The organism is Acinetobacter sp. ABJ_C5_2, assembly GCF_044538485.1.
GTDB classification, from domain to species: Bacteria; Pseudomonadota; Gammaproteobacteria; order Pseudomonadales; family Moraxellaceae; genus Acinetobacter; species Acinetobacter nosocomialis_A.
In genome coordinates this window covers 350,874-376,457 of the sequence record NZ_JBIUCS010000001.1, presented here as the reverse complement: position 1 = coordinate 376,457, position 25,584 = coordinate 350,874, and the positions used below count along the sequence as shown (strand labels likewise).

Genomic DNA, 25,584 nt, shown 5'->3' with positions numbered 1-25,584 from the left:
ACACCCGCTTTTTTCGGCTATTTCTATTCTTCTTTAATACCCGTCAAATCTACTGACGCTGCATCAATATTGACATCAATATAACCATCTTTTTTCTTTTTCGCAGAATCATTACGCTTCTGCTCCAAATTATTCAGATAGTCTGCATCGATTCCACCAGTTACATAGATACCATCAAAAACAGAGCAATCAAACTCAGTCAATGTAGGAACCTTACTTGTACGTACGGCGTTCTTCAAGTCTTCCAAATCTTGGAATACTAAACGATCAGCACCAATAATTTCCTGGATTTCCTCTACGCTGCGTTCTGAAGCAATAAGCTCAGTCTTAGCAGGCATATCGATACCATAAACGTTTGGATACATTACTTTTGGTGCTGCTGAAGCAAAGTATACTTTTTTCGCACCTGAGTCACGCGCCATTTGAATGATCTCATTACACGTAGTACCACGTACAATAGAGTCATCAACCAATAGAACGTTCTTGCCTTTAAACTCTAACTCAACAGGGTTCAATTTCTGACGTACAGATTTTTTACGCTGTTGTTGACCCGGCATAATGAAGGTACGACCGATATAACGGTTTTTCATAAAGCCTTCACGGAACTTCACACCAAGAATATTTGCAAGTTCTAATGCTGAAGTACGGCTTGTATCTGGAATTGGGATAACCACATCAATATCATGGTCCTCACCCCAGTCACGCAAAATCTTATGCGCTAATTTTTCACCCATTTTTAAACGGGCTTTATAAACTGAAATGCCATCAATAATTGCATCTGGACGAGCAAAATAAACATATTCAAAAATACATGGGCGGTATTTTGGTTCTGCCGCACACTGTTTAGTGAATAACTGACCTTCAGAATCAATAAAAATTGCTTCACCTGGTGCAATATCACGCTCGATTTTAAAACCAAGTGCAGTAATCGCTACAGACTCTGATGCAATGATATATTCCATCTCGCCCTGTTCAGTTTCACGCGAACCGTAAATAAGTGGACGAATACCATTTGGATCACGAAAACCAACCAAACCATGACCAGTGATCATAGCCACTACGCCATAAGCACCTTGACAGCGCTCATGAACACGAGAAACCGTATGGAAAATATCTTCAGCTGTAGGGTTTAGTGTTCCTTTCTTTTGCAACTCATGTGCAAAAACGTTTAAAAGAACTTCTGAGTCAGAATCAGTGTTCATGTGACGTAAATCTGTTTTAAACAGGTCATCATGAATTTCTTCTGCATTGGTCAAGTTACCATTATGTGCAAGTGTAATCCCGTATGGCGAGTTCACATAAAATGGTTGAGCTTCAGCACTGCTAGCAGAACCCGCAGTTGGGTAGCGCACATGACCAATACCGTAATTACCAAGTAATGCTCTCATATGACGAGTATGAAAGACATCACGCACCATACCGTTATCCTTACGAAGGAAAAGACGGCCTTCATGGCAGGTTACTATTCCAGCTGCATCTTGCCCACGATGCTGCAACATCGTTAATGCATCAAACAACATTTGGTTCACTGGCGATTTACCGGCTATACCAACAACTCCACACATAGCAACCTCGCAGACAAGCTAGGAATTAATAAAAAGGATTCTTTGTTGAATGGTCGGGTCGGATTTCTGATTCTTCCGACTCGTCCATTGGTTTTGGAGAAGTGCGAGACACACCGCCTCCAGATGTTATCTGATGATATGCCTCACTTGCTGCGTCTTTAGAAAGCTCTGTAGCTAAAGGCGCATAAGGCAGTAAAAATTGTATAAGTATGGACTGTTTCCAGTTTGCTGAACCTTCAACCCAAGGTCCTACACCTTGCATGGTAATAAGAACGACCAGTAAACCTTTCAACGAACCAAAAGCACCACCTGCTAAACGATTTAATGGCCCCAATTTCAAACTTTTCAAGAGGCCATTTAAAAGTGCAGTGACGATCCAAGTTAAAACAACAATAATAAGTGCAATAAATGCAAAAGCCGCAATCTTTTGAACCACCGGATCCTGACTTAAACCAGACATTGATGGAGCTAGAAGAACAGCATATTTTGCACCCATAATTAATGCAAAAATCCATCCTACCAAGTTCGCAAAGGCTTTTATAAATCCTTGTCGCAAACCGTTTAGCCCCCCAATGAGCAAAAGTATTAGAATGATGATATCAATAGTGTTCATGTTCAATTAGGTCATAGCTTCAACACATTGCTTTACAAGTGTTGGTCCTGTGTAGATTAGACCACTATAAATTTGAACAAGTGTTGCCCCAGCTTGTTGTTTCGCTAAAGCTTGCTCACAAGACAAAATACCACCCACACCGATTAAAGGAATTTGTCCTTTTAATGATTGAGCAAATAAACGTAAACATTCTGTACTTTTTTCAAATACAGGAGCGCCTGACAAACCACCTGACTCATTACCGTAAGGCAGGTTTTCCACCCCTTCTCTCGATAAAGTCGTATTGGTCACAATAAGACCGTCAATTTTAAAATCTAATAATTGAGCAGAGATAAACTCAACATCTTCAGCTGTTAGGTCCGGAGCGACTTTCAAAACTAAAGGAACATAATGATTATATTGCTCAGCCAACTCAAGTTGACGCGCTTTTAAAGTTTGCAGTAATTCAGTTAACGCATCGCCACTTTGTAAACTACGCAAGTTTTTAGTGTTTGGAGATGAAATATTAACTGTAATGTATGACGCGTAGTTATAAACTTTCTCAAGACAAATTAAGTAATCATCAACTGCTTTTTCGACAGGCGTATCAGCATTTTTACCAATATTGATTCCTAAAATGCCTCTAAACTTTGAAGCTTTAACATTTTCAATCAGCTTATCAACACCATCATTATTAAAACCCATGCGGTTAATAATGGCTTTAGCTTCAGGAATACGAAATAAACGTGGTTTTGGATTACCCGATTGTGGGCGAGGTGTAATTGTGCCAATTTCAATGAAACCGAAACCTAATCCAGCTAAGGCATCAATATGAGCACCATTTTTATCTAGGCCTGCTGCCAAACCTACAGGGTTAGGAAACTCGATTCCCATACATGTAGTAGGTTTTGCTTCTACAGCCTGACGCATCATGCCTAGCTTATGTGCTTTATCAAGCATGGATAATGTTAATTCATGGGCACGCTCTGGTGCTAAACTAAACAACATCGGGCGAGCAAGTGAATATAACATACCAATCACAGTCTACTGATTTTAGGTATGCATATTATAGGCACAGGCAGCGCAAAACACCATGCCTGACATAAGCATATTTTAATATGTTATTGAACTGTCGCTGTTAATTTAATCTGACCTTCGCTTGAAACCATTTCCATCTTCTGAATACTAAGGCCCATCTGTGCAAGTTGTGTTAAAAAGTTAGCTAAAACCGCATAATTCTGATGTGTTACAACAATTTGTAACTGCTCTCCATTTTGCTGAGAAGTCACAGTTAAACCTTGCTGTTGAGCCACCCTTTGTATTTTTCCAGACTTATCAAGTTCAAGCTCATTTGCGGGTTTCATAGTAACCGCATTACTCTGCATCCACACCATCAAATCTTTTAAATCATTTAAGCGTTTTTGCTGTTGTTCTGCCAAGGAATGCATTTTCCAAAGTGAAGATCCAACAATAGCGACTACAACAAAAATTGTAGTAAAGACCACCATAATGCGTTCACGGACAGTTAAACGATCTAGGTATTGAACAACTTGTTCAATCCACTGATCAAAACGATTTTGCAATTGAGCTAACATTTTCATTATTGTATTTTCACCACTCCAATTGCCCCACCACCATTTGCTTGGACATTACCTAGCTCAGCTTTAAATCCTTGCTGATTTAATTGTTGTGTCAAAGCTTGTAAATCATCGGCCGATTTTGCTTTTAATGCCATCGTTAAAATTGAAGCATCATAATTAAGTTGCTGAGCCAAAATCTGTCTTTGCATTAAAATTGGGCCAACACGGCTCAATAAAGAAAGTGCTTGTGTATCACCTTGTTGACTCATTCTTAAATGGCTTTCAAATTGGCCTTTAATGTTTTGTTCAGTTACACGACTAGATGGCCCAAACCAATATTTATATTGTTCAATCGTTTGGTCAGCAGTTTGATTCGCCACTTTTTTCAATTTGACCCAACGCAATAAATCATAGCTAAACTGCACCACAATAATTGCTAAAACAACAGCAGCGCAAGCTTTCCAATAACCAGAGAAAGTACGCTCCTGACCTTTTGATTTTGGCAAAACATTAAAAGGATGCTGCTTAGTTTTATCTAGAGACTGAAATTGATAAACAAACTCAGAACGTTGCTCTGCGCTTGAGGCAGCTTCTAAACTCTCTAGTTGCTCTGCTGTTAAACTGCTATATTGATAATGTATTTCAGCTGGCTGAAATTCTAAAAAAAGCCCCAAATCATCAATTGAATTACCTAACCACTTATTTTCACGTACCAAAAGTTGATGGTTAATATTACACAGAATAACTTGCTCAGTTTGTGGTTCAGGCAAAATCAGAAAATCAGGTAACAAAGCAACAAGTTTGCTTGGCAGTAAAGCCAAGGAATGTTGCCATGTCTCAACCATACCTTGAGCAACACCTAAGACAGTTAACTGATCCGCATGAAAATGGTGGACCACTTTCATGTGATCAATAGGTAAAGTTACAAACTCTTCAAGTAGATATTTAACCCCATCAGCCCCCAGCTGTTTATAGTGGGACTTCGCCATAGATTGCTGAAGCATTTGAGCATGGCGACTCGGAAAAAAGACCGTAGCTTCTTTTCCTTGATGTATTTGCAAGTCTTGTATTAATTGATCGAGACTCGCAGCCTGCAACCAGCTTTCTCCGTTAGACCAATGCCATGTTCCATTGGTTTCAGGCATCCATATATACAGCATGTCGGCTAAATAACCTTTTTAATTATATTGTGGGTATAAAACGATTTTTTTGTGTTGATAAACCATTTGCAATCACAGCTTGATCATAAATTCTAGCTTCAGCAAGCGCAAATGGATTGAAATTTTCATGAGTAAGCAACTCTGCAATATGACCTACAACATTCATATGGCAAACCATCACAATCGACTCATAAGGAATTTGAGACAACCACTCAATTGCTTCTTTTGCATCATCATCTGGCTTAATTTTATCGCACAGTAATACAGGCACATCTTTAAAATATGTCTGAATATGTGCCAATGTTTCTTGAGCACGCAACAAAGGACTGACTACAAAAATATCAGGTTTTACAATATCTTTTAAAAATATTGCTGTTTGTTCAGCTTGTGCATGTCCACGCGCAGTAAGTGGACGTTTAATATCATTACCATTTACTGGTGGAGCAGCTTCCCCATGACGAACTAATGTCAGTTGCATAAAATTTCCTTGTTAATAATTCCTGCATTATAACCACAATTTATGACATTTATTCGTCAGACTTCATGATGTGGTAAAACAAACTCAACATCACTACGGTGCCCATTTTTCATAAGAGAAAGTGCAATATTTAATGGCGGAGCGCCTTCAAAAATCACCTCATATAAAGCATTGGTAATTGGCATATATACGTCCAGTTCTTGTGCTTTACCACGCACCTGAACAATTGTATTAATCCCTTCAGCAGTTTGACCCAACTCTTTACTAGCTTGATCCAATGTCTTACCAGAACCTAGCGCATATCCGATTTGGTAGTTACGGCTTAATGGACTATTACAAGTCGCAAATAAATCGCCCACACCAGATAAACCTAAGAACGTAAGTGGATTTGCACCCTGCTTTACCGCGAAACGGCTCATTTCAGCCAAAGCACGCGTTAAAATCATACTCTTGGTATTTTCACCAATTTTATATGCTGCACCAATTCCCATTGCAACTGCATAAATATTTTTAAGCGCTCCACCCAATTCAACTCCATGCACATCATCACTACCAAAAACGCGGAATAACGCACTATGAAGCGCATGCTGCACAGCATAACGAACAAGCTCGGAATCACTAGCAATCACTGTACCAGATGGCATGCCCGCCATAATTTCTTTGGCAAGATTTGGACCTGACAATACTCCATATGGAACTTCTGGTAACTCTTCACGAATAATATCGCTCATGAAACTAAACGTTTTAGCTTCAACGCCTTTCGTTAAAGAAACAACCGCTTGTGCAGTAATATAAGGAGCAATTTGTTTTAAGACATCACGGAAAGAATGACTAGGAATTGCAACCAAAATAATATCTCGATCACATACAGCTTGTTCCAAATCAGAAACTGCACGTAATGAAGATTCTAAAGTGAAGTCTGGTAAATAACGTTTATTAATATGGGTTTTATTAATTTCTTCTGCTGTTTCGGCATCACGAATCCAGATCATGGTATCGCAGCCATTACGAGCAGCTAAATTCGCCATGGCTGTACCAAAGCTACCGCCCCCTAAAACGGTAATACGTAATGCCGTTTTTTTATCGACCGCAACAGGTTCCACCAAATCTGTAAACTTAAATTCAGCCATGCTTTATTATCCTATTTCTTACTTTTACAGACGTTTAAGCCTGCCAAATTTTTACGAATTCTTTACTTTCAATATCTGCACGAGGCGCAATTGCTTTAGCTGCAGTGCCAACGTAAATAATACCTGAAATTAAATCATGTGGTTGCAGTCCTAAATACTGTTTTAACCAATTTGATTCAACAACAGCTCCACTACGCCACATGGTTGAAAACCCTTGAGCTTGCAAAGATAACAAAAGATTTTGTACTGCCGCACCTGTACTTAAGATTTGCTCAAAATGTGGTACTTTTGGGTGATCTTGTAACTGAGTCAGCGCTAAAATAAGTAGCGGAGCGCGAAAAGGATGTTGCTTAACACGTTCAAGTTGAGCGGGATCAGTTTCACCTAAATCTGCCAAAGCTTTTGTTAGAACCTCACCGAAAGCACCGCGTTGCTCACCTGGAATAACTACAAAACGCGTTGGCTTAAGTCTATGATGATCTGGAGCCGTTAAAGCAGCCTGAAAAGCTAACTCTAGTTGCTCTGAGTTTGGAGCTGGTTCAATTAATTGGCCAATAGACTGACGCTGATGAATATTTTGGTGAATTATTTGTATTGCTGAATCCGTCATTAATATTGATCTAACTCAAAAATTCGAAATAGATTAGCATAATCTACCGTTAATCCACCATTGAATCTAGCTTATAAACCTAGTGAACTTATAGTTTGACATTTTTTAATACAAAACTTCAAAACTCATACAACGTCTTCAAAATCAATTAGAAAACTTATGTTCAAATAGCTATGTCTTTTGGCGATTAACTTAGGTGAATCATGAAAAAAATAATTTTAGCGAGCGCAATGAGCGGCGTTGTTTTATTACTAGGTGCTTGTGCAACCACCCCTAAAAATACTCTAGCAATTCAAAAAGAAAATAATCAGTTTGAAGTGACTGGTATTGGTAAAACTAATTTAATTGCAAAGAATAATGCAGTTACTGCGGCACAAAAAACATGCTCTAAAAGTACAAGCCCAGTTATTGTAGATGAAAAAACCTCTTATCACGGCGTATTAAAAGATGTGGTCAGTGAAAAGACTGGTCAAATGGTAGAAGCTGCTGCGGGTGTCATTGGTACTTTAACCGGTAAAAATGCGTCTTTGGCTAAAGATGATGACTACCAAACTACCCTTACTTTTTATTGCAAAATTAATTAAGTAAAAAAAATCCCAATCAATTGATTGGGATTTTTTTATTAGCAGTAGCCATCTAATCGGGTAAGCGGTAATTTCTTACCAATTGCTTTTTCAATTTCCGGCAAATAGAAAGCATCATCTTCAGATAAGAAACTAATACTTACACCCTGTGCCCCTGCACGGCCTGTACGCCCAATACGATGAACATAATCATCAGATTGTTCAGGTAAAGTAAAGTTGACTACATGAGATACGCCATCTACGTGAATACCACGACCAGCGACATCCGTTGCAATCATGATGTTATGCTTACCTTGTTTGAACTGCTCCAACATTTTCATACGTTTATCTTGAGCAATCTCGCCAGATAGCATCCCTACTTTATATCCATCTTTTTTCAAATGATCGTAAAGACGGCGCACCTGATCACGACGGTTAGCAAAGATCATGACTTTATCAATTGGCTCTTCACGTAAAATATCTTGTAAAAGACGATATTTATCTTGTTTAGCCACAACGTAAACACGTTGTTCGACATCATTATTGGTCTTTTGTTCAGGCTCAATTTCAACTGTTACAGGTTCAAATAACCACTGTCTTGCCAAATTTAAGACATCGTAACTAAATGTCGCCGAGAACATTAGAGTTTGGCGCTGTTCCTTACGCGGTGAATAACGAACAATACGTTTTACCGAAGGAATAAAGCCCATATCTAATAAACGGTCAGCTTCATCAATCACTAAAAATTCAATTTGATCGAGCCAAACTTCTTTTTGTTCTACAAAATCAATTAAACGCCCAGGTGTAGCGACAATAATATCAACAAAATTAGCATCAAGTTGCTTCTTCTGCTTATCAAAATCAACACCACCCAATAGGGTCACGACATGTAAATTAGAGAATTTTGTGAGGAATTTTGCATCACTTTCAATTTGCAATGCCAACTCACGAGTAGGCGCCAAGATTAAAGCACGAGGCTCGCCACGGAAACGTTGCTCTTTAATCGGATTATTGAGTAAATCATTGATTACACTAATCAGAAAGGCAGCGGTCTTACCTGTTCCTGTTTGTGCTCGCCCAATTGCATCATGCCCGGCTAATGTATATTTTAAAACCTTTTGCTGAATTGGGGTCATTTGAGTAAACCCTAAAGCATCAATCGCCTTTTTAAGTTGCGGATGTAAATTCAAGGTTTCAAAACCAGATGTCATAAATACGCGCTCTAACAAACAATCTCTCGAATGAGAAGATCATTATAAACAAAAACGCCCCAATTCAAAAATTGGAGCGTCCATCATTCATCAAAAAGATGAATTAGTCTTAGTCTAAAGGCTGAACGTTTTCAGCTTGAAAACCTTTTTGACCTTGTACAACGCTAAACTCTACGCGTTGACCGTCACGTAGAGAACGGTGACCGTCACCTACGATTGCACGGAAGTGAACGAATACATCGTCGCCGCCGTTACGTTGAATAAAACCAAAGCCTTTAGTGTCATTAAACCACTTTACTACGCCTTGTTCACGAGCTGTCATAAGTCAATCCTCAGATGATGAAAAAAGGACCTTCCGGTGTTGCAAACAGCAGAGTAAACAAGTATTTAAAATTTTTATAATCTTAAAGCTTGTAATCATTCTGTAAAACTATCAACAATTTCCGGTTACATCCATTTGTTATAGGTTATTAAAACAATTTAACTGTGTGGTAATCCCTAAAACGGTTCGAGCTTAACACGGGTTTATGACAATTAATAGAATTTTTTTCAAATATTTCCCCTATTTTTAGCTCTTTTTTTAAACAGCTTATTACAATAATTTTTATATAATCCTTTACCTTTTAATTTTTATAAAACACCTAGAGTTCATCAAAAAATTTGTTAGAATATTTTTTTTAGTTGTTTTTATAATGAATGAGCACTACCTCTTCTACTGTAACGCCTATTGAAATTAATGCCCTTGGTCAACCATGCCCAATGCCTTTATTAATGTTGAAACGTGAACTTAAGAAAGTATCAGGAAAGCAGCTATTTTTATTGAAATCATCTGACCCTCATAGTGAAATTGATGTAACGCGTTACTGCAATTTACATCATTTTATATGTCAAACCATGCAAATTTCAGAAAGAGAATTTCACTATTTAATTGAAACTCAATGATTCTTTGTTAAAATCTAAGATTAGTAACTGCATAAAATTTTACATTTTTCTACCCAATTTTCCTTAATTATGAAGGCAATTCAAATTAAGATGAATTTATTGGTTAATCCATCCTATCCTATAAGGAGAACTCATGAGTGACAGCAGCAATCAATTGATGCCCCTGTCATTGTCTGCGCCCGGTGTAAACCTTGGTGCATATATCAGTACTGTCAATCAGATTCCTATTTTAACGGCCGAGCAAGAAAAAGAACTTGCTGAACGTTATTATTATGACCAAGATCTTGATGCCGCAAAAATGCTGGTAATGTCGCATTTACGTTTTGTCGTTCATATTGCGCGTAGCTATGCAGGTTATGGCCTACCACAAGGCGACCTTATTCAAGAAGGTAATTTAGGCTTAATGAAAGCCGTAAAACGTTTCGACCCAAATATGGGCGTACGTCTAGTATCTTTTGCCGTCCACTGGATTAAGGCAGAAATTCACGAATACGTTATTCGCAACTGGCGTATCGTAAAAATTGCAACAACTAAAGCTCAACGTAAACTTTTCTTCAACTTACGTAGTTTAAAAAAATCGAGTAAAAAATTAACGCTCGAAGAAGCACAATCTATTGCCAACGACTTAAATGTAACTCCAGAACAAGTTCTGGAAATGGAAGGTCGTTTAACTGCTTATGATGCTGCTTTTGAAGCGCAAGGTGATGATGACGATGATACGCCACATACCGCCCCTGCGTTGTATCTTGAAGATAATCGCTACGACCCGGCTCGTTTAGTTGAAAATGAAGACTGGGAAGAGCAAAGTACATCTGCTTTACATGATGCCATGGACCAGTTAGATGATCGTTCGCGTAATATTTTGCAGCGCCGTTGGTTAGATGATGATAAATCTACCCTACACGAGCTTGCTGCTGAGTATAATGTTTCGGCAGAACGTATTCGTCAGCTTGAAAAAAATGCGATGGAAAAAATTAAAGTCGCTATGTCGGCAAGCTAAAGTAAATGAAAAAAATAAAAGGGCGATAAGCCCTTTTGTTTTATCTGGCTATGTTTAGCCAACCTATTCTATGGTAACGTTGCCTTTCATTATTCAGTTGCGTTTTTTGTTATGTGGATTGCCATTTCAGCCCTTAATCTTGCTTTTGCAGTCATGTTGGGTGCTTTTGGAGCACATGGTCTTAAAGCTCACGCGAGTCCCGAGCAACTTGCTTGGTGGCAGACTGCAACCGACTACTTTTTTTATCATGCTCTAGGCCTATTAGCACTTGGTATTTTAAGTAAGGTTCTTCCCCATTTCCCAATCAAGTTATCTTTCTTATTTATCCAGATTGGTATTCTATTTTTTTGTGGTTCGCTTTATATCATGGCGCTGGGATTACCAAGAATATTAGGTGCAATTACGCCAATCGGTGGAGCTTTAATGATTGCTGGATGGCTGATCTTGGCTTGGAATGCTTTCAAATACGCAAAATAATCGGAATGTGATCATGCAAATTTATTTAAATGGCGAATTAACGGACACGCCTAGCCAAAACCTGTTGCAACTCATTCAGGAGTTGGCACTTGAAGGAAAACGTTTTGCTGTCGAACACAATCAGCAAATCGTTTCTAAAAGCAAATTAGAGCAAATTACGATTGCTCAACATGACCGTATCGAAATTATTCACGCTGTTGGCGGCGGCTAAGTCGGAGTTATCCATGCAAGACACCCCTCTCATTATTGGTTCACGTTCTTTTCAATCTCGTTTATTGGTAGGAACTGGCAAATATAAAGACTTAAATGAAACGGATTTAGCTATTCAAGCCAGTGGTGCAGAAATTGTAACCGTCGCAATCCGCCGTGTGAATATTGGACAAAATCCAGATCAACCGAATTTACTCTCGGTTATTCCACCAGAAAAATATACTATCTTGCCAAATACCGCAGGTTGTTTTGATGCTGACAGCGCAGTACGTACATGTATGTTAGCGCGTGAGTTACTCGATGGTCATAACCTAGTAAAGCTTGAAGTGTTGGGTGATGAAAAAACCTTATATCCAAATGTAACCGAGACATTAAAAGCGGCTCGTACTTTGATTGATGATGGTTTTGAGATTATGGTCTACACCTCTGATGACCCAATCATTGCGCAAGAACTTGAAAGTATGGGCTGTGTTGCAATTATGCCTTTAGGTAGTCTGATTGGTTCAGGTTTAGGTATTTTAAACCCCCACACCATTTCAATTATTAAAGAAAATGCGAAAGTACCAGTTTTAGTCGATGCAGGCGTTGGTACAGCAAGTGACGCTGCTATTGCGATGGAACTTGGTTGTGACGGCGTACTGATGAATACTGCCATTGCAGCTGCTCAAAACCCTATTTTGATGGCTTCTGCAATGAAAAAAGCTGTTGAAGCTGGACGTGAAGCATTTTTAGCGGGTCGTATGCCACGCAAACGTATGGCAAATGCAAGCTCACCAGAAACAGGGTATTTCTTTAAATAATTTATTTCTAAGGAATCACTGTTTTTTCAGTGGTTCCTCTCTCCTCTCATGTAACCATTTTCACTTTTCAAAAAAGATTAAAAATCTATATAACTTTATTCAATCAACAGATCTAAATTTTATATTTAGCTTAGGCTATTCCAATATTTTCTTTAAATTTTGCTTGGCGTTTAACTCAAAATTCTTTTGGAAATATGTAGTTTGATAAAGCGGCTCAGACTGATAAAAATGCATTAAAACTTGTTTTCGCTTAATTGCATATACTTCTGGATCAACCCAAGCATATTCCTGCTGAATTTGCTGTTCATATTGCATAAAACGTTCAGGTGTTGCTGCCAAAATAGCTAAATCAATATCCAATAAAAATTGCAAATCTGTTTCATCGGTTAATGCATGCTTTTGAGTCGCAAGAATCCAACGCTTTATTTTCTCTAGAGTATCGGATGATAAATCTTGCACCATCGCTTGTTCAAATAACTCAACACTCTTAAGTTCATTATCTTTAGCTTCTGGATCATAGACCGCATCATGAAACCAAAGAGCCAATGCAACAGCATACGGATCATTTAATTCGTATTGAACCGCCCCCATTAAACTCAAACATTCATATAAATGTTGGACGGTATGGTAGGCTCGTTGCTTTTCACTATAAATCGCAATAAGTTCATGATAGATTTTGTGCGGTTCAGAAAAATCATAATGCTGATGCAGCTCAAACCAAGCATGCTTTAGTTTTGATAAATAAAGCTGCATCATCATCTATTAACCACGCTTAAGATTATTGCTCATCACGTTTAAATACCAACTCTTTTGCCGATGAGTTATCAGCATAAAAGTAGTAACCCTCGGTATTAAACGCTTTGATGTCTTCAGCTTTATTTAATTGGTTTTCAACAATAAAACGAGCCATTAAACCGCGTGCTTTTTTCGCATAGAAACTAATGACTTTATATTTGCCATTTTTCTGGTCAAGGAAAACAGGCTTCACAATTTCAGCCTTAATTTTCTTTTCATTCACAGACTTGTAATATTCATCTGAAGCTAGATTTACCAACAACTCAGATTTAATTGCGGCCAAGTCTTCATTAATCTGGTTAGTGATGATATCACCCCAAAATTCATACAAATTATGGCCACGCGTATTTTTTAATTTAGTCCCCATCTCTAAACGATAAGGCATCATTAAATCTAAAGGACGCAATAAACCATATAGACCAGAGAGCATACGCAAATGCTGCTGTGCAAAATTAATATCTTTGTCTTTTAAATGATAAGCATCTAAACCGGTGTAGACATCACCTTTAAATGCATAGATTGCTTGGCGAGCATTTGAGAAATTAAATTCGGGAGTCCAGTCTCTAAAACGATCTGCATTGAGTGTGGCAATTTTTTCACTAACACTCATTAAAGTCGCAATTTCCGAAGCAGAAAGTTTGCGACAAACATCAATTAATTGTGCTGAGTTTTCTAACAAGCGAGGCTGAGTAAACTCATCTGTAGGTAACGCTGTTTCATAATCTAAAGTTTTTGCAGGAGAAATTAAAGCAAGCATACATAACCTGAAAAAATTATTCTTAATACCAACTATAACAGTAGATATTTTTTAATGCTAACTCGTGTTTTCAATGACGACTATCGGTAAAATAGAGATACGTATTGTTATTTATCGATTCTTATATGTCTGAGCAAATTTTCATTCAGGGTCCAGTTGGTAAAATTGAACTTTTTGTAGACCGCCCTGAAGGTGAAATCAAAGGCTTTGCGGTTGTTTGCCATCCGCATCCATTGCAAGGTGGAACCCCTCAACATAAAGTCCCTGCTCTTTTAACCCAAATCTTTAATGAATATGGTTGTATCGTTTACCGTCCTAGTTTCCGTGGTTTAGGCGGCAGTGAAGGTGTTCATGATGAAGGTCATGGCGAAACTGAAGATATTTTAGCTGTGATTGAACACGTTCGTAAGCTTCATGAAGGCTTGCCATTCTATGCAGGCGGTTTTAGCTTCGGCTCACATGTTTTGGCAAAATGTCATGCGCAGCTTAGTCCAGAATTACAACCAGTACAGTTAATTTTGTGCGGCTTACCAACAGCTACTGTAGTAGGTTTACGCCACTATAAAACCCCTGAAATTCAAGGTGATATTCTACTCATTCATGGTGAGCAAGATGATATTACTTTACTTTCAGATGCAATTGCATGGGCAAAACCGCAGAAGCATCCAATTACGATTTTACCGGGCGCTAATCACTTCTTTACAGGTTATTTAAAACAGCTTCGTCAAATCATTACACGCTTTATTATCATGAAATAAAGTGTATTTGATGGGCATAGATTGAGTCTGTGTCCATCATTTCATAAGTGCTGTAACTGCTAAAAATTATTCCAACTTAACCCAAAACGGGCCAAATATTTTTTCACTCGGTCGCTATCATTTGTTGTATTACGTTGTTGGCGAGATACCGAAAAGAGTTGTCTTCCAGCCTCTGCCATTGATTTTGAATTTTCGCAGACTTTGAGCACACCTCGTAATTGAATCTGATCAAATTCATCTATTTGTTGTAATTGCTCAGGGCTTAAATAGCTCAAAAGAATATCTGCATCTTTATCTTTGTATGATTCACCCTGAATAAGCCAAAGTTGCTTTAGGCGCTCAATTTCTTTTTCTACAGCTTCAAGACGAATTAACTCACCTTGAGATAAAGTTGCTAAACGAGTTACGCTCGCTGCTAAATCTCTAAAATTTCCTTGCCATGATGCGTCTGCCGATTTAGCAAACTTTAAATATGTTTCTAAGGCATCACGTTGAAAACGTAATTGTCTTTGATGAATTGCAGCAAAACGCTGTAGCTCAAAATCAATATTGGGTGCAATATCCTCTACACGATCTTTTAAATTAGGTAAAAAGAATGTCCACGTATTCAAACGAGCCCATAAATCTTCACGAAATCGGCCAGCTTGAACTTCATTACGCAAATCACGGTTAGTACCCGCTATTAGCTGAAAATCGGCCTGAATTTCCTTATCACTTCCGACAGGAAAAAAACTTTTGTCTTCTAGCGCTTTTAGCAGCATCGCTTGTTCATCAAGTCCCAATTCACCAATTTCATCTAAAAATAAAATGCCTTGGTCAGCACTTTTTAATAAACCAACACGAGATGCAGCTGCTCCTGTAAATGCACCTTTTATATGACCAAATAAGGTCGACATGGCACTATCACCACGTAAGGTTGCACAGTTAACATCAATAAAACGGCCGCTTAATTGAAATTTATCTTTCTTTAACTGAAAAATTTGTTTTGCCAAATGAGACTTACCAACCCCTGTTGCCCCCATAATTAAAATAGGTGCACTAGAGCGGGTTGCAACTAATTCAACTTCCTGAATAAGTTGATTAAACGCTTTATTATGAGTAGAAATATTGGCTTTAAGTTGTTGCCAATTTTGTTTTTGTTCATCATCGAATCGCTGCTTTAAAACATCGTATCGAGACAAATCCAGATCAATAATTCTATATTCACCTTCTGGTGTCTTTTGTTGATTCGGTGAACTTTGAATGAGTTGAGCTGGCAAATAATGTGCATCTACCAATAAGTACCAACAAATTTGAGCAACATGGGTTCCTGTCGTGATATGCAGTAAATAGTTATTTTTTTCGACATCAAACGGATAGGTTTTTACAAAGTCATAGAGTGCACCATAAACTTCAGCAAAATCCCAAGGATCTTTAATACTGATCTTATGTCCAGAAACCTCAGTTTGTGGAGAGATTTCTTTAGCATCTGCTGCTATAGATTTAACTAAATTATGATGCTGTCGATCATGTAAAAGTACCAATTCATCTACAAGCAAATCTTCATGCATTAACAGGCTAAGTGTAGGACGCCAACGCTGCCAGCGATCTGGCCTTCTCCCCTGATCAAGTGTAGAACCGACAAAGCCAATAACGACTGTTTTCTTTGCGTCCGCCATAATTTCTATAAAATTTTATAAGTGTCTATAATATACAATACGCATTTAACCAAAAAATTCCAAGAATATGCTTCATTTTACTTTTTTAGGCACATCTTCAGGTGTACCTACCCTGACACGTAATGTTTCAGGATTAGCAGTTCGTAATAGCAAGAATAAGGACTGGATTTTAATTGATGCTGGTGAAGGGACACAGCATCGCATTCAACAAGCTAAACTTTCACTACAAAACCTAGTTGCCATTTGTATTACACATGTTCACGGCGACCATTGTTATGGTCTAGTTGGTTTATTGGCAAGTGCAGGCATGAATGCCCGTAGCAAACCCTTAATCGTGATTGCACCGAAAGAAATTCAGCAATGGTTTGAAATCACTGCCCAGCTTACAGATTTACATTTACCCTATTCACTACAATTTATTGATGTAAATGAAGCAATGCAGCCACAACAGATCACTGATGAATTCATTGTTCAAGCACACCCACTAAACCATCGTGTTCCAAGTTTTGCTTTTAGCATTTATATCAAATCTATTCAGAAAAAGTTAGATACCCAAGCTCTAACTCAGCTTGGCGTACCTCAAGGCGATATGTGGGGTCATTTGAAACGAGGCTACAATATTGAATTTGAAGGACAAACCTTAAAAGCTCAAGACTTTATCAAAATTCAAAATCAACAAGTTCATGCAATTATAGGTGGAGATAATGACCAACCAGAACTATTAGCAGACGCTTGCAAAGATGCCCAACTCCTTATTCACGAATCGACTTACTTACAAACGGTTTTAGATAAAGTCGGCAAAGGTCCAATGCATAGCTCAGCAAAAATGGTGGCTAATTTTGCAGAACAGCAATCTTTAAGTAATCTAATTCTGACACACTTTAGCCCTAGACATCAGGATAAAGCTGGGCAGCAAGCTATTACCGAAGAAGTTCGCCAGTTTTATAAAGGTCATTTTTATTTAGCCAATGATTTTGATGAATTTACTTTAAGTGAAGCTGGACAGCTTTTAAAAATCGATAGAAACAGGAAGATCCATTAAATACATATATCCAAAAAGATATTTAAATATATTTTTAGATATCTTTTAAATATTAAAATTTCCAACAGAAATTAGTTGCGCAGAAAGAATAATTATTTTTATATATTATTTTCAATAAGTTATATTTTCAATTAAGTGTATTTTTAAAAGTTGGCACACTCAGTGCAATAGTACAAAGCACACAACATCATTGGGATCTTGTGAATAACACCTGCCTGCAAACGCTTGGCAGGCAGGCTTTGAAAGGAAAAGAAAATGTCTGTCATTGAAGAAATTAACCAACAAGCTCAATTTGAACAAAAGCAGCAACAACGTTCTTATGAAGTTCTGCAAAATGAAAAAAGTATGCCAGTCAAAATGTGGACTAAAGGCGTGCTTGTTGATGACAACTCAAAACAACAATTATTGCAAACTGCCCAAATGCCTTTTATTTATAAATGGATGGCTGTCATGCCAGATGTACACTTCGGTTTAGGAGCAACTATTGGTAGCGTAATTCCAACTAAAGGGGCAATTATTCCTGCTGCTGTGGGTGTAGATATTGGGTGTGGAATGATGGCAACCCGTACAAGCTTAACTGCTTCAGATTTACCAGATAACTTACATGCTCTACGTACTGAACTAGAACGATTAATTCCACATGGAATGACAAAGCGCGGACGTGATCGTGGTTCATGGGAAACTCCACCAGAAATGGTAGATCAAGCTTGGACCGATCTTGTTGCAGATTTTGAATACATTTGTGCAAAACATCCACGCTTAAAAAACACCAATAACCGCAAGCACTTGGGGACTTTAGGTACTGGCAACCACTTTGTCGAAATCTGTTTAGATGAGCATGATCATGTTTGGATTATGTTGCACTCAGGTTCTCGTGGTGTAGGAAATGCTATCGGTAATCATTTTATCGAACTTGCCCGTAAAGACATGCAGAAGCATTTCATTAATTTGCCAAATAAAGATTTAGCATACCTAGTAGAAGGAACTGAACACTTTGATGATTACTGGTTTGCGGTAGGTTGGGCTCAACGCTTTGCGATGAAGAACCGAGAAATCATGATGCAATCTGCGATTAAAGCCTTGGCTACAATTGTACCAAAGCCTTTTCAGGCACGTTTGGAAGCAGTGAACTGTCACCATAACTATGTGGAAAAGGAAGAACATTACGGCGAAGAAGTAATGGTCACTCGTAAAGGTGCAGTCCGTGCGCGCTTAGGTGAATATGGAATTATTCCAGGTTCAATGGGTGCGAAGTCGTTTATTGTCCGTGGACTTGGAAATCAGGAATCTTTCTGTTCATGTTCGCATGGTGCTGGACGTGTTATGAGCCGTACTGAAGCAAAACGACGCTTTACCGTAGAAGATCAGATTGCACAAACTGAAGGTGTGGAATGCCGTAAAGATGCAGCAGTTATTGATGAAATTCCATCGGCATATAAACCGATTGAAGATGTAATGAAAGCCCAAAGCGATTTGGTTGAAGTGGTTTATACATTAAGACAAGTAGTGTGTGTTAAAGGGTGATCTAATGAACCAAATTGAAACTGGAATTGTGCAATTTGAATGGGCAATAAAACTCTATTTATATGAAAATGCATTTGTACCAGCTATTACTTTAGCTGGTGCTGCGGAAGGTATTTTTGGTGAAATTAAAAGTGGCTATATATTTCATCAAGTCAGTGAAAATATTGCCATAAAAAACAACTTACAAGTAAAACTAGTTTCTAAAGAAATTAATAAAGTCAGAAATTGGTTAAAGCATGGGAGTTGTCATCAATCATTTACCGAGCTAAGTGAGCAAGAGTTTACAGAGGCTGCAATCAGTCGAATCATTATTGCTGCAACAGCCTTAATTCATTTAAAACCTGATTACATGAGTAATTTGTTTATTAAATTTATGCAGCATACTCAAACCCATTATTCAGATTTCTTACCCGATGATAATTTTGACTGGAATAAAATAGAGATAGAAGAATGAAACTCGCAGAAGCACTTTTACTTCGAAGCGATCAACAAAAAAAGCTCGCTTCGTTAAAACAACGAATCAATGCCAATGTATTGGTACAAGACGGTGATGAACCTAGTGAAGATCCAAATGAACTGATCAAACAGATATTTGCTTTAACTCAAGAAAGCAATCAATTGATTTGTCGTATTCATTTGACCAATGCAAAAGCAAAACTGGAAGATGGCAAAGTATTGTTGTCCCTATTAAGCTTGCGCGATAGTTATGCTGAACAGCATAAGATTTTAATCGATGCGATTGCCAATACACATCGAGAACCTGATCGTTATAGCTCACGTGAAATTAAGTGGAAGAAAGTCATTCCTGTTTCTAGCTTACAAAAGCAGGCGGATGATATCAGTGCGAAACTACGTGACTTAAACGTAAAAATTCAGGCTGCTAATTGGCAAATTGATCTAATCGATTAAACAATAAATTTTGTGAAATCATTTTCACAATCAAAGTTTGGACATACTGGGCGAGTACAAGATCCTGCATTACTCCGATCTGAGGGATTGAAAATAATTCAGGCGGCTATGGCAGCATGTGAGCCGTGCATCGATATTCACTTATCAGGCTCAGCACTATGCACCTAGTAAACCTTTGTCAAAAGCAAAGTCACACGTTACTTCGCATTACCATGTACTGACAGTATGTTCATTAAATTAGAAAATAAGGAAAATAGAAGTGAATACAGTTTTGGCAAATATGCCAAAAGCCATTCAAATTGATGGATCACAAGGTGAAGGTGGTGGACAGATTTTAAGAACTGCCCTTGCGCTTTCAATGATTACAGGCCAACCATTTGAATTAATTAATATACGTGCAGGACGTAAAAAACCAGGGTTAATGCGTCAACATTTGGTTTGTGTACAAGCATCTCAACAAATTAGCCAAGCTTATGTAGAGGGTGCTGAATTACATAGTCAACGTTTATATTTCGCACCTCAGCATGTTCAAAGTGGTAAATATCAATTTCAAATCGGTTCAGCGGGTAGTACAACACTGGTTTTACAAACGCTTCTACCTGTTTTGTTGTTACAAAATGAAGCTACCGAACTCACCATTTCAGGGGGTACACATAACCCACTTGCACCAACAGCAGATTTTATTGAACACTGCTTTTTACCAGCTCTAGCGAAGATTGGAATTAACGTCGATTTTAGATTAAATAAAGCTGGCTTTTTTCCAATTGGTGCAGGTGAAATTCAGATTACCGTTCAACCATGGCAAAATCGAAACAAGCTAAATTTATTAGATCGTGGTGCTTTGCAATGCAATGAAGCTTTTGCAGCAGTATTAAATCTTTCAGAGGAAGCACAAATTGCTCAACGTGAATTAACCACATTAAGTAAAAAGCTAAACTTAAGCTCTCAGCAACAATTTCATTTAAATGGAATTAGCCAAGGCAATACAGTCTATGTGAAAGTTACTCATCAATATCACACTCAACTGTTTACAGCTTTAGGTGAGATGCGCAAAAGTGCAGAGCAAATAGCTGATCATTTAGCAAAAGATGTAAAATTATATTTATCTTCACAGGCTGTGGTAGATGAATATTTGGCAGACCAGTTACTGCTACCATTGGCATTAGGCCAAGGTGGTGAATTCACCGCACAATGTATTAGCGAACACACTCGTACTCAAGCAGCCATGATTGAAAAATTTATTGATTGTGAAATCGAATTTATCGAGTTAAATCCAGATCATTTTCATATAAAGGTTAAAGTTCAAGAAGCTCATGACTGAGCTTCTTAAACCTAAACAATTACTCTACAGATGCCAAAGCTGTCACCAACAACTTCCAGCATTTCTCTACAGTATCAACTTTGACTCGTTCACCCGGTGCATGCGCACCTTGAATATCCGGTCCAAAAGAAACCATTTGTAAATGTGGATAATGTTCAGCAATAATCCCACACTCTAAGCCTGCATGAATTACTTTGAGATTTGGCTCAATATTAAATGCATTTTGATAGGCCTGCTGTAAGCACTTTAGAGCAGCCGAATCTGGATTTGGTGTCCAACCCGACACTAACGGCGTAAGTGTAGAGCCGATATTAAATTGACTGAAATGTTTTTGAATTTTTTCTGCAAAGTCTTGAGCTTCTTGGTTCACCATTGAACGGACCATTAAGACAGCTTTTCCACTTTCTCGATTTAGTCTCACCACCCCAATGTTATTTGAGGTTTCAACTACATCTGATAGAACCTGACTCATACTTGCAACGCCATAAGGACTTGTTGCTAAAGCTTGCAACCATTCATTTTGCTGTTGTTGAGCAATCACTTCGGTCACTTCAGTACTATTAGGCTGAATAGTTAATTGCAGATTGTCATCAATACCCTGTAGCTGTTTTTTCCATGCCGTTTGATATTCAGCGAGTAATTTTTCTAATTCAGGCAATTGGTTAGACGAAATAGCAATGGTTGCCAATGCTTCTCGAGGTAAAGCATTACGAGCTGTACCACCTGTAAATTCAACAAGGTGTCCACCCAGCTTTGCTAAATACTCATTTAAAAAGCGGGCCAGAATAACGTTGGCATTGCCACGTCCTAAATGAATATCTACACCAGAGTGACCACCTTTAAGGCCAGCCACCTGAATATTCACAATATACAGATTTTCAGGAATTGTCTCATACGTGAGTGGGTGCTCAACTTCAACATCAATACTGCCAGCACATCCGAGATATAGCTCGCCCCACTCTTCTGTATCAATATTAAATAGCCATTTCCCTTTTAGCACACCTGCCTGTAAAAGCCGTGCACCACTCATCCCTGCTTCTTCATCAACAGTTAAAAGAACTTCAATTGGGCCATGAGCAATATCATTTGAGTCTAGAACTGCCAAAGCTAAAGCTACACCAATGCCATTGTCTGCACCTAAAGTAGTGTCTTTGGCAATCAACCAGCCGTCTTCAAGAACTGGGCGGATCGGGTCTTTAAAGAAGTCATGTACTGTGCCAGTATTGGCTTGAGTGACCATATCTAAATGGCCTTGCAGAATAACGCCAGACACATGTTCTTTACCCAGAGTCGCATTCTTACGAATAATCAAATTCCCCACTTCATCTACGTAAGTTTCTAAATTTCGACTTTCGGCCCAGTTTCTTAAAAACTCACGAAGTTGCTGTTCATGCTTCGATGGGCGAGGAATAGTGCAAAGTGTTTGAAAATGCTGCCAAACCACTTGAGGAGATAACGCTGCAATATCAACTTGTGTCATGAAAACTACACTCTAATTATGTAAATATCGTAATAATTTCAATATACACAATGCATTAAAGATAGGTAGCGATTTAGGGAAAGATTTTGTATTTTTATATTTAATCTAAAGAGATTGTACGACTTTTCTAAAAAGCCGTACTTCATAAATAAGTCTTAACAATCGTGTGCTTAGTTTTTCCATTCAAATGCTGAAAAGCTGTGATCGGCCTTTAAACTATTTTCAACGGCCTGTGCAAGCTGACGAATAATGCTTTGTGTTTCGATTTTCTCAAACCAGTCTTGTTCTTCATCAGGATTGGCAGAGATTTCACACATCAAATGCCCTTCATGGTCTGTTTTCTGGCAAGTAATCGATAATGGCAAAAGATGATTATCAATACTCACTTCTACTTTTTCATGTTCATGCACAATGTGCTGCGCATCAAAACCATAATGCCCCAATTGCTTAAACAGTAAAGCCGCTACATATTCTTGAGTGATATGGCATTCATTTGGTGGATGATCAAGCACCCCATGTTGTGGGCAACTGGCAATAAATTGTAATTTTTTCATCCTTTGTCCTAACACTTTTATCATTATCTGCACTTAGCATAAGCAATAAACAAACAGCAGCCAAGCCTTTAGCCCGCTGCTGCCGTTGCTATTGTGTTAGCAATTATAAAATGTGTTAGGTCAAAAGTTATTGGCTAACTTCGATTGTTAAGCCTGCACGATTCGCCAACTCAGTGAAAGTCGGGAAGCTTGTCGCCACAGTTTCAGTACCATGAATTGTAATCGGACCAGAATTACGAAGACCTGCCATACTAAAACTCATAGCAATACGGTGGTCATGGTGCGATTCGATTTCACCACCAGCAAAGATTGGTGACCAATCGCCAGATTTACCTTTACCTTCGATAATGATGCCATCTTCAGTTGGTGTGCAGTCAATGCCCATGATTTTTAAGCCATCAGCCATAACCTGAATGCGGTCAGACTCTTTCACGCGAAGTTCTGCCGCACCAGTTAATACTGTTTGGCCTTCGGCACAAGCCGCTGCAATAAATAAAGCAGGGAATTCATCGATTGCTAAAGGTACTTGATCTTCAGGCATATGGATGCCTTTAAGTGTGCGTGAACCTTTAATATGAATATCAGCAATAGGTTCGCCACCAGCAATACGTTCATTTTCAACAGTCAGGTCAGCACCCATCTGTTTTAAAATTTCGATTACGCCAGTACGTGTAGGGTTAATACCAACCGCTTCAAGCACAACATCTGCACCTTCAGTAATTGCAGCACCCACCATAAAGAAAGCAGCAGATGAAATATCAGAGGGAACCTGAATATCAGTACCAACTAATTTCCCGCCACCAACGAGTGAGATTTTGTTGCCTTCGGTTTTAACATCATAACCAAAAGCACGAAGCATGCGCTCTGTGTGGTCACGAGTTGGTTCTGGCTCAGTGACTGAAGTTTCACCCTCAGCCCACAAACCAGCAAGTAAAATACCCGACTTCACCTGAGCAGATGCCATAGGTAAATCGTATTGAATGCCCTTTAATTGCTGGCTACCCGTAATGCTGACAGGTGGTGTACCTTTCTCACCTGTTGTCTGGATTTGCGCACCCATTAAACGCAATGGTTTAGCAATACGCTCCATTGGACGTTTAGAAAGTGATGCATCGCCTGTCATCACTGAATCAAATTTTTGTGCTGACAACATGCCTGAAAGCAAACGCATGCTCGTTCCAGAGTTACCCATATACAAGGCACTCGCTGGTGCTTTTAAACCATGCATGCCTACGCCATGAATGGTCACTTCACCATTTTTAGGGCCTTCAATGCTTACGCCCATATCACGGAATGCTTGCAAAGTTGCCAAGGCATCTTCACCTTCAAGGAAGCCAGTGACATGAGTCGTGCCTTCGGCAATAGCACCAAACATAATGGAGCGATGTGACACAGATTTGTCACCCGGTACGGTAAATTTACCTTTAAATGCCTTATTTCCCGGTAAGATACTGAATTGCTGTGTCACCTTATTTTTCTCCATTAAAGGTTTTTTGGCTAACATATGATTGAAATGCTGACGTGCTGCCTGAGCATGGCCGAGTAAACCCATTAATGCATGAGAATCTTCGTTTTCAATCAATTTTCTAAGTACGGTAAGTTGCTTTTCGAAGCCATCTACAGCATTTAATATTGCTGTTTTATTGGCAAAGAAGATGTCATGCCACATTTGGGGATCACTAGCCGCAATCCTTGAAAAGTCACGAAAACCACCTGCTGCATAGCGGAAAATATCAAGATTATCTTCACGGTTTGCAAGTTGCTCGACCAGATTAAATGCCATCAAATGTGGTAAATGGCTCGTATGCGCCAAAACCTCATCATGCTTGACAACATCCATACAAATAACTTCAGCTTTAGCAGCTGACCAAAGTTGAATCAGTTTCTCAACTGCCCATTCTGCACTTGTTGGCAACGGCGTTAAAATTACTTTGTGATTTGCAAAGAGATCAACCTTACCTGCATGAACACCTGTGTGCTCACTACCCGCGATAGGATGTCCCGGCACAAAACCTGCTGGTAAGTCTTCACCAAATACAGCTTTTGCTGCATCAACCACATTACCTTTTGTACTTCCCACATCTGTTACAACCGTGGTTTCTGACAAATAAGGTTTGATTTGCTCAAGCACTTTTTGTGTCGCACGTACTGGCAAGGCTAAAACAACTAAATCTGCCCCTTTCACGGCTTCAATAGGATCAGAAAATCCTTCTTGTATTAAGCCAAGTGATTTTGCATCTTCTAAAGTTTTCTGTGAGCGTGTAGATGCCACAATAGTTGTCGCCAAATTTTCTGCAACAATAACGCGCGCCAAACTCGACCCGATGAGTCCTAAACCAATAAATGCAACTTTTTTAAATAGGGGTTGTGACATAACTTCAACTTTGCTTTTGCTCAAACTTATTTAAATCTTTGAGCAATTTGTTTTTTAAGCATAATGACATGTTCTATTTGATACATGTCATTAT

Annotated in this window: 28 protein-coding genes; 12 read left to right on the top strand and 16 right to left on the bottom strand. The window is 38.6% G+C overall.

Going from position 1 to position 25,584, the window contains the following annotated elements; genetic code table 11:
• Positions 1-23: 23 nt before the first annotated feature.
• From purF to ACH8JV_RS01750, 8 genes are all read right to left on the bottom strand, one after another.
• Entirely contained in the window at positions 24-1,565 is a 1,542-nt protein-coding gene (gene purF / locus ACH8JV_RS01785) for an amidophosphoribosyltransferase (RefSeq protein ID WP_019457102.1), read from the bottom strand.
• Between the two features lie 25 nt (positions 1,566-1,590).
• On the bottom strand, positions 1,591-2,178 hold the full coding sequence (locus tag ACH8JV_RS01780) for a CvpA family protein (protein ID WP_263614145.1): 588 nt from the start codon (positions 2,176-2,178) through the stop codon (positions 1,591-1,593).
• Between the two features lie 6 nt (positions 2,179-2,184).
• Positions 2,185-3,189, bottom strand: coding sequence for a quinone-dependent dihydroorotate dehydrogenase (locus tag ACH8JV_RS01775; protein ID WP_396519388.1), 1,005 nt, complete (start codon positions 3,187-3,189; stop codon positions 2,185-2,187).
• Between the two features lie 89 nt (positions 3,190-3,278).
• Positions 3,279-3,758, bottom strand: coding sequence for a type II secretion system protein GspM (gene gspM, locus ACH8JV_RS01770; RefSeq protein ID WP_396478520.1), 480 nt, complete (start codon positions 3,756-3,758; stop codon positions 3,279-3,281).
• The gene (gene gspL, locus ACH8JV_RS01765; protein WP_396519386.1) at positions 3,758-4,897 is read right to left on the bottom strand and encodes a type II secretion system protein GspL; all 1,140 of its coding nucleotides are present in this window, start codon (positions 4,895-4,897) and stop codon (positions 3,758-3,760) included. Before gspL ends, gspM begins: the two co-directional genes overlap by 1 nt.
• A gap of 22 nt (positions 4,898-4,919) precedes the next feature.
• Entirely contained in the window at positions 4,920-5,375 is a 456-nt protein-coding gene (locus tag ACH8JV_RS01760; RefSeq protein ID WP_396519384.1) for a SixA phosphatase family protein, read from the bottom strand.
• Between the two features lie 56 nt (positions 5,376-5,431).
• The gene (locus tag ACH8JV_RS01755; protein WP_002049214.1) at positions 5,432-6,505 is read right to left on the bottom strand and encodes an NAD(P)H-dependent glycerol-3-phosphate dehydrogenase; all 1,074 of its coding nucleotides are present in this window, start codon (positions 6,503-6,505) and stop codon (positions 5,432-5,434) included.
• A 34-nt stretch (positions 6,506-6,539) separates the two neighbouring features.
• Entirely contained in the window at positions 6,540-7,115 is a 576-nt protein-coding gene (locus ACH8JV_RS01750; protein ID WP_396519382.1) for a nitroreductase, read from the bottom strand.
• 203 nt (positions 7,116-7,318) lie between these two features.
• Between ACH8JV_RS01750 and ACH8JV_RS01745 the strand changes: the two genes are divergently transcribed.
• Entirely contained in the window at positions 7,319-7,699 is a 381-nt protein-coding gene (locus ACH8JV_RS01745; protein ID WP_042077025.1) for a hypothetical protein, read from the top strand.
• A gap of 38 nt (positions 7,700-7,737) precedes the next feature.
• Here the strand turns inward: ACH8JV_RS01745 and rhlB are convergent, their stop codons facing one another.
• Both rhlB and ACH8JV_RS01735 read right to left on the bottom strand, forming a co-directional pair.
• Positions 7,738-8,889 carry an ATP-dependent RNA helicase RhlB gene (gene rhlB / locus ACH8JV_RS01740; RefSeq protein WP_396519380.1) on the bottom strand — a complete coding sequence of 384 codons (1,152 nt, stop codon included), beginning with the start codon at positions 8,887-8,889 and terminating at the stop codon, positions 7,738-7,740.
• Positions 8,890-8,998: 109 nt separating this feature from the next.
• Entirely contained in the window at positions 8,999-9,211 is a 213-nt protein-coding gene (locus ACH8JV_RS01735) for a cold-shock protein (protein ID WP_000126912.1), read from the bottom strand.
• A 374-nt stretch (positions 9,212-9,585) separates the two neighbouring features.
• Between ACH8JV_RS01735 and ACH8JV_RS01730 the strand changes: the two genes are divergently transcribed.
• The 5 genes from ACH8JV_RS01730 to ACH8JV_RS01710 all read left to right on the top strand — a co-directional run bounded on the left by ACH8JV_RS01730 (position 9,586) and on the right by ACH8JV_RS01710 (position 12,318).
• A complete protein-coding gene (locus ACH8JV_RS01730; protein ID WP_396519378.1) occupies positions 9,586-9,831 on the top strand; it encodes a sulfurtransferase TusA family protein in 246 nt (81 codons plus the stop codon).
• A 133-nt stretch (positions 9,832-9,964) separates the two neighbouring features.
• Positions 9,965-10,831 carry an RNA polymerase sigma factor RpoH gene (gene rpoH / locus ACH8JV_RS01725; RefSeq protein WP_002049311.1) on the top strand — a complete coding sequence of 289 codons (867 nt, stop codon included), beginning with the start codon at positions 9,965-9,967 and terminating at the stop codon, positions 10,829-10,831.
• 111 nt (positions 10,832-10,942) lie between these two features.
• The gene (locus ACH8JV_RS01720) at positions 10,943-11,308 is read left to right on the top strand and encodes a DUF423 domain-containing protein (RefSeq protein WP_114154511.1); all 366 of its coding nucleotides are present in this window, start codon (positions 10,943-10,945) and stop codon (positions 11,306-11,308) included.
• Positions 11,309-11,321: 13 nt separating this feature from the next.
• Positions 11,322-11,519, top strand: a complete 198-nt coding sequence (gene thiS / locus ACH8JV_RS01715; protein ID WP_004700562.1) for a sulfur carrier protein ThiS — start codon at positions 11,322-11,324, stop codon at positions 11,517-11,519.
• A 13-nt stretch (positions 11,520-11,532) separates the two neighbouring features.
• On the top strand, positions 11,533-12,318 hold the full coding sequence (locus tag ACH8JV_RS01710) for a thiazole synthase (RefSeq protein ID WP_001154366.1): 786 nt from the start codon (positions 11,533-11,535) through the stop codon (positions 12,316-12,318).
• A 135-nt stretch (positions 12,319-12,453) separates the two neighbouring features.
• On the opposite strand, the gene ACH8JV_RS01705 is transcribed toward ACH8JV_RS01710, so the two are convergent.
• Both ACH8JV_RS01705 and yaaA read right to left on the bottom strand, forming a co-directional pair.
• On the bottom strand, positions 12,454-13,077 hold the full coding sequence (locus tag ACH8JV_RS01705) for a metal-dependent hydrolase (protein WP_396519376.1): 624 nt from the start codon (positions 13,075-13,077) through the stop codon (positions 12,454-12,456).
• Between the two features lie 19 nt (positions 13,078-13,096).
• On the bottom strand, positions 13,097-13,870 hold the full coding sequence (yaaA, locus tag ACH8JV_RS01700; RefSeq protein WP_396519374.1) for a peroxide stress protein YaaA: 774 nt from the start codon (positions 13,868-13,870) through the stop codon (positions 13,097-13,099).
• A 125-nt stretch (positions 13,871-13,995) separates the two neighbouring features.
• On the opposite strand from yaaA, the gene ACH8JV_RS01695 reads away from it, so the two are divergent.
• Positions 13,996-14,628, top strand: a complete 633-nt coding sequence (locus tag ACH8JV_RS01695) for an alpha/beta hydrolase (protein WP_016805219.1) — start codon at positions 13,996-13,998, stop codon at positions 14,626-14,628.
• Positions 14,629-14,687: 59 nt separating this feature from the next.
• On the opposite strand, the gene rtcR is transcribed toward ACH8JV_RS01695, so the two are convergent.
• On the bottom strand, positions 14,688-16,286 hold the full coding sequence (gene rtcR / locus ACH8JV_RS01690) for an RNA repair transcriptional activator RtcR (RefSeq protein WP_396519372.1): 1,599 nt from the start codon (positions 16,284-16,286) through the stop codon (positions 14,688-14,690).
• Between the two features lie 67 nt (positions 16,287-16,353).
• Between rtcR and ACH8JV_RS01685 the strand changes: the two genes are divergently transcribed.
• The 5 genes from ACH8JV_RS01685 to rtcA all read left to right on the top strand — a co-directional run bounded on the left by ACH8JV_RS01685 (position 16,354) and on the right by rtcA (position 21,082).
• Positions 16,354-17,328 carry a ribonuclease Z gene (locus tag ACH8JV_RS01685; protein ID WP_396519370.1) on the top strand — a complete coding sequence of 325 codons (975 nt, stop codon included), beginning with the start codon at positions 16,354-16,356 and terminating at the stop codon, positions 17,326-17,328.
• Positions 17,329-17,583: 255 nt separating this feature from the next.
• Positions 17,584-18,852: an RtcB family protein gene (locus tag ACH8JV_RS01680; protein WP_002115268.1), complete on the top strand. Its 1,269-nt coding sequence runs from the start codon at positions 17,584-17,586 to the stop codon at positions 18,850-18,852.
• Between the two features lie 4 nt (positions 18,853-18,856).
• Positions 18,857-19,306 (top strand): hypothetical protein, encoded by a 450-nt coding sequence (locus ACH8JV_RS01675; RefSeq protein WP_151749774.1) that lies wholly within the window; start codon positions 18,857-18,859, stop codon positions 19,304-19,306.
• Positions 19,303-19,761: a DIP1984 family protein gene (locus ACH8JV_RS01670; RefSeq protein ID WP_396519367.1), complete on the top strand. Its 459-nt coding sequence runs from the start codon at positions 19,303-19,305 to the stop codon at positions 19,759-19,761. The genes ACH8JV_RS01675 and ACH8JV_RS01670 overlap by 4 nt, the downstream gene beginning before the upstream one ends.
• Positions 19,762-20,020: 259 nt before the next feature.
• Entirely contained in the window at positions 20,021-21,082 is a 1,062-nt protein-coding gene (rtcA, locus tag ACH8JV_RS01665; RefSeq protein ID WP_396519365.1) for an RNA 3'-terminal phosphate cyclase, read from the top strand.
• 19 nt (positions 21,083-21,101) lie between these two features.
• Here rtcA and ACH8JV_RS01660 read toward each other — a convergent pair whose 3' ends face one another.
• The 3 genes from ACH8JV_RS01660 to ACH8JV_RS01650 form a co-directional block, all read right to left on the bottom strand.
• The gene (locus tag ACH8JV_RS01660) at positions 21,102-22,562 is read right to left on the bottom strand and encodes an aminoacyl-histidine dipeptidase (RefSeq protein ID WP_396519363.1); all 1,461 of its coding nucleotides are present in this window, start codon (positions 22,560-22,562) and stop codon (positions 21,102-21,104) included.
• A gap of 170 nt (positions 22,563-22,732) precedes the next feature.
• Positions 22,733-23,116 carry a hypothetical protein gene (locus ACH8JV_RS01655; protein WP_005068294.1) on the bottom strand — a complete coding sequence of 128 codons (384 nt, stop codon included), beginning with the start codon at positions 23,114-23,116 and terminating at the stop codon, positions 22,733-22,735.
• 127 nt (positions 23,117-23,243) lie between these two features.
• A complete protein-coding gene (locus ACH8JV_RS01650; RefSeq protein WP_396519361.1) occupies positions 23,244-25,490 on the bottom strand; it encodes a bifunctional prephenate dehydrogenase/3-phosphoshikimate 1-carboxyvinyltransferase in 2,247 nt (748 codons plus the stop codon).
• Positions 25,491-25,584: the final 94 nt, after the last annotated feature.

Coding starts and splice junctions, on each gene's coding strand:
- ACH8JV_RS01710 (WP_001154366.1), top strand. CDS start 11,533: ATGCAAGACACCCCTCTCATTATTGGTTCACGTTCTTTTCAATCTCGT.
- ACH8JV_RS01735 (WP_000126912.1), bottom strand. CDS start 9,211: ATGACAGCTCGTGAACAAGGCGTAGTAAAGTGGTTTAATGACACTAAA.
- rpoH (WP_002049311.1), top strand. CDS start 9,965: ATGAGTGACAGCAGCAATCAATTGATGCCCCTGTCATTGTCTGCGCCC.
- ACH8JV_RS01695 (WP_016805219.1), top strand. CDS start 13,996: ATGTCTGAGCAAATTTTCATTCAGGGTCCAGTTGGTAAAATTGAACTT.
- ACH8JV_RS01660 (WP_396519363.1), bottom strand. CDS start 22,562: ATGACACAAGTTGATATTGCAGCGTTATCTCCTCAAGTGGTTTGGCAG.
- ACH8JV_RS01775 (WP_396519388.1), bottom strand. CDS start 3,189: ATGTTATATTCACTTGCTCGCCCGATGTTGTTTAGTTTAGCACCAGAG.
- thiS (WP_004700562.1), top strand. CDS start 11,322: ATGCAAATTTATTTAAATGGCGAATTAACGGACACGCCTAGCCAAAAC.
- ACH8JV_RS01760 (WP_396519384.1), bottom strand. CDS start 5,375: ATGCAACTGACATTAGTTCGTCATGGGGAAGCTGCTCCACCAGTAAAT.
- ACH8JV_RS01705 (WP_396519376.1), bottom strand. CDS start 13,077: ATGATGATGCAGCTTTATTTATCAAAACTAAAGCATGCTTGGTTTGAG.
- ACH8JV_RS01720 (WP_114154511.1), top strand. CDS start 10,943: ATGTGGATTGCCATTTCAGCCCTTAATCTTGCTTTTGCAGTCATGTTG.
- ACH8JV_RS01670 (WP_396519367.1), top strand. CDS start 19,303: ATGAAACTCGCAGAAGCACTTTTACTTCGAAGCGATCAACAAAAAAAG.
- ACH8JV_RS01655 (WP_005068294.1), bottom strand. CDS start 23,116: ATGAAAAAATTACAATTTATTGCCAGTTGCCCACAACATGGGGTGCTT.
- gspL (WP_396519386.1), bottom strand. CDS start 4,897: ATGCTGTATATATGGATGCCTGAAACCAATGGAACATGGCATTGGTCT.
- ACH8JV_RS01780 (WP_263614145.1), bottom strand. CDS start 2,178: ATGAACACTATTGATATCATCATTCTAATACTTTTGCTCATTGGGGGG.
- ACH8JV_RS01650 (WP_396519361.1), bottom strand. CDS start 25,490: ATGTCACAACCCCTATTTAAAAAAGTTGCATTTATTGGTTTAGGACTC.
- rtcR (WP_396519372.1), bottom strand. CDS start 16,286: ATGGCGGACGCAAAGAAAACAGTCGTTATTGGCTTTGTCGGTTCTACA.
- ACH8JV_RS01680 (WP_002115268.1), top strand. CDS start 17,584: ATGTCTGTCATTGAAGAAATTAACCAACAAGCTCAATTTGAACAAAAG.
- gspM (WP_396478520.1), bottom strand. CDS start 3,758: ATGAAAATGTTAGCTCAATTGCAAAATCGTTTTGATCAGTGGATTGAA.
- ACH8JV_RS01750 (WP_396519382.1), bottom strand. CDS start 7,115: ATGACGGATTCAGCAATACAAATAATTCACCAAAATATTCATCAGCGT.
- rhlB (WP_396519380.1), bottom strand. CDS start 8,889: ATGACATCTGGTTTTGAAACCTTGAATTTACATCCGCAACTTAAAAAG.
- ACH8JV_RS01745 (WP_042077025.1), top strand. CDS start 7,319: ATGAAAAAAATAATTTTAGCGAGCGCAATGAGCGGCGTTGTTTTATTA.
- purF (WP_019457102.1), bottom strand. CDS start 1,565: ATGTGTGGAGTTGTTGGTATAGCCGGTAAATCGCCAGTGAACCAAATG.
- ACH8JV_RS01755 (WP_002049214.1), bottom strand. CDS start 6,505: ATGGCTGAATTTAAGTTTACAGATTTGGTGGAACCTGTTGCGGTCGAT.
- yaaA (WP_396519374.1), bottom strand. CDS start 13,870: ATGCTTGCTTTAATTTCTCCTGCAAAAACTTTAGATTATGAAACAGCG.
- ACH8JV_RS01730 (WP_396519378.1), top strand. CDS start 9,586: ATGAGCACTACCTCTTCTACTGTAACGCCTATTGAAATTAATGCCCTT.
- ACH8JV_RS01675 (WP_151749774.1), top strand. CDS start 18,857: ATGAACCAAATTGAAACTGGAATTGTGCAATTTGAATGGGCAATAAAA.
- ACH8JV_RS01685 (WP_396519370.1), top strand. CDS start 16,354: ATGCTTCATTTTACTTTTTTAGGCACATCTTCAGGTGTACCTACCCTG.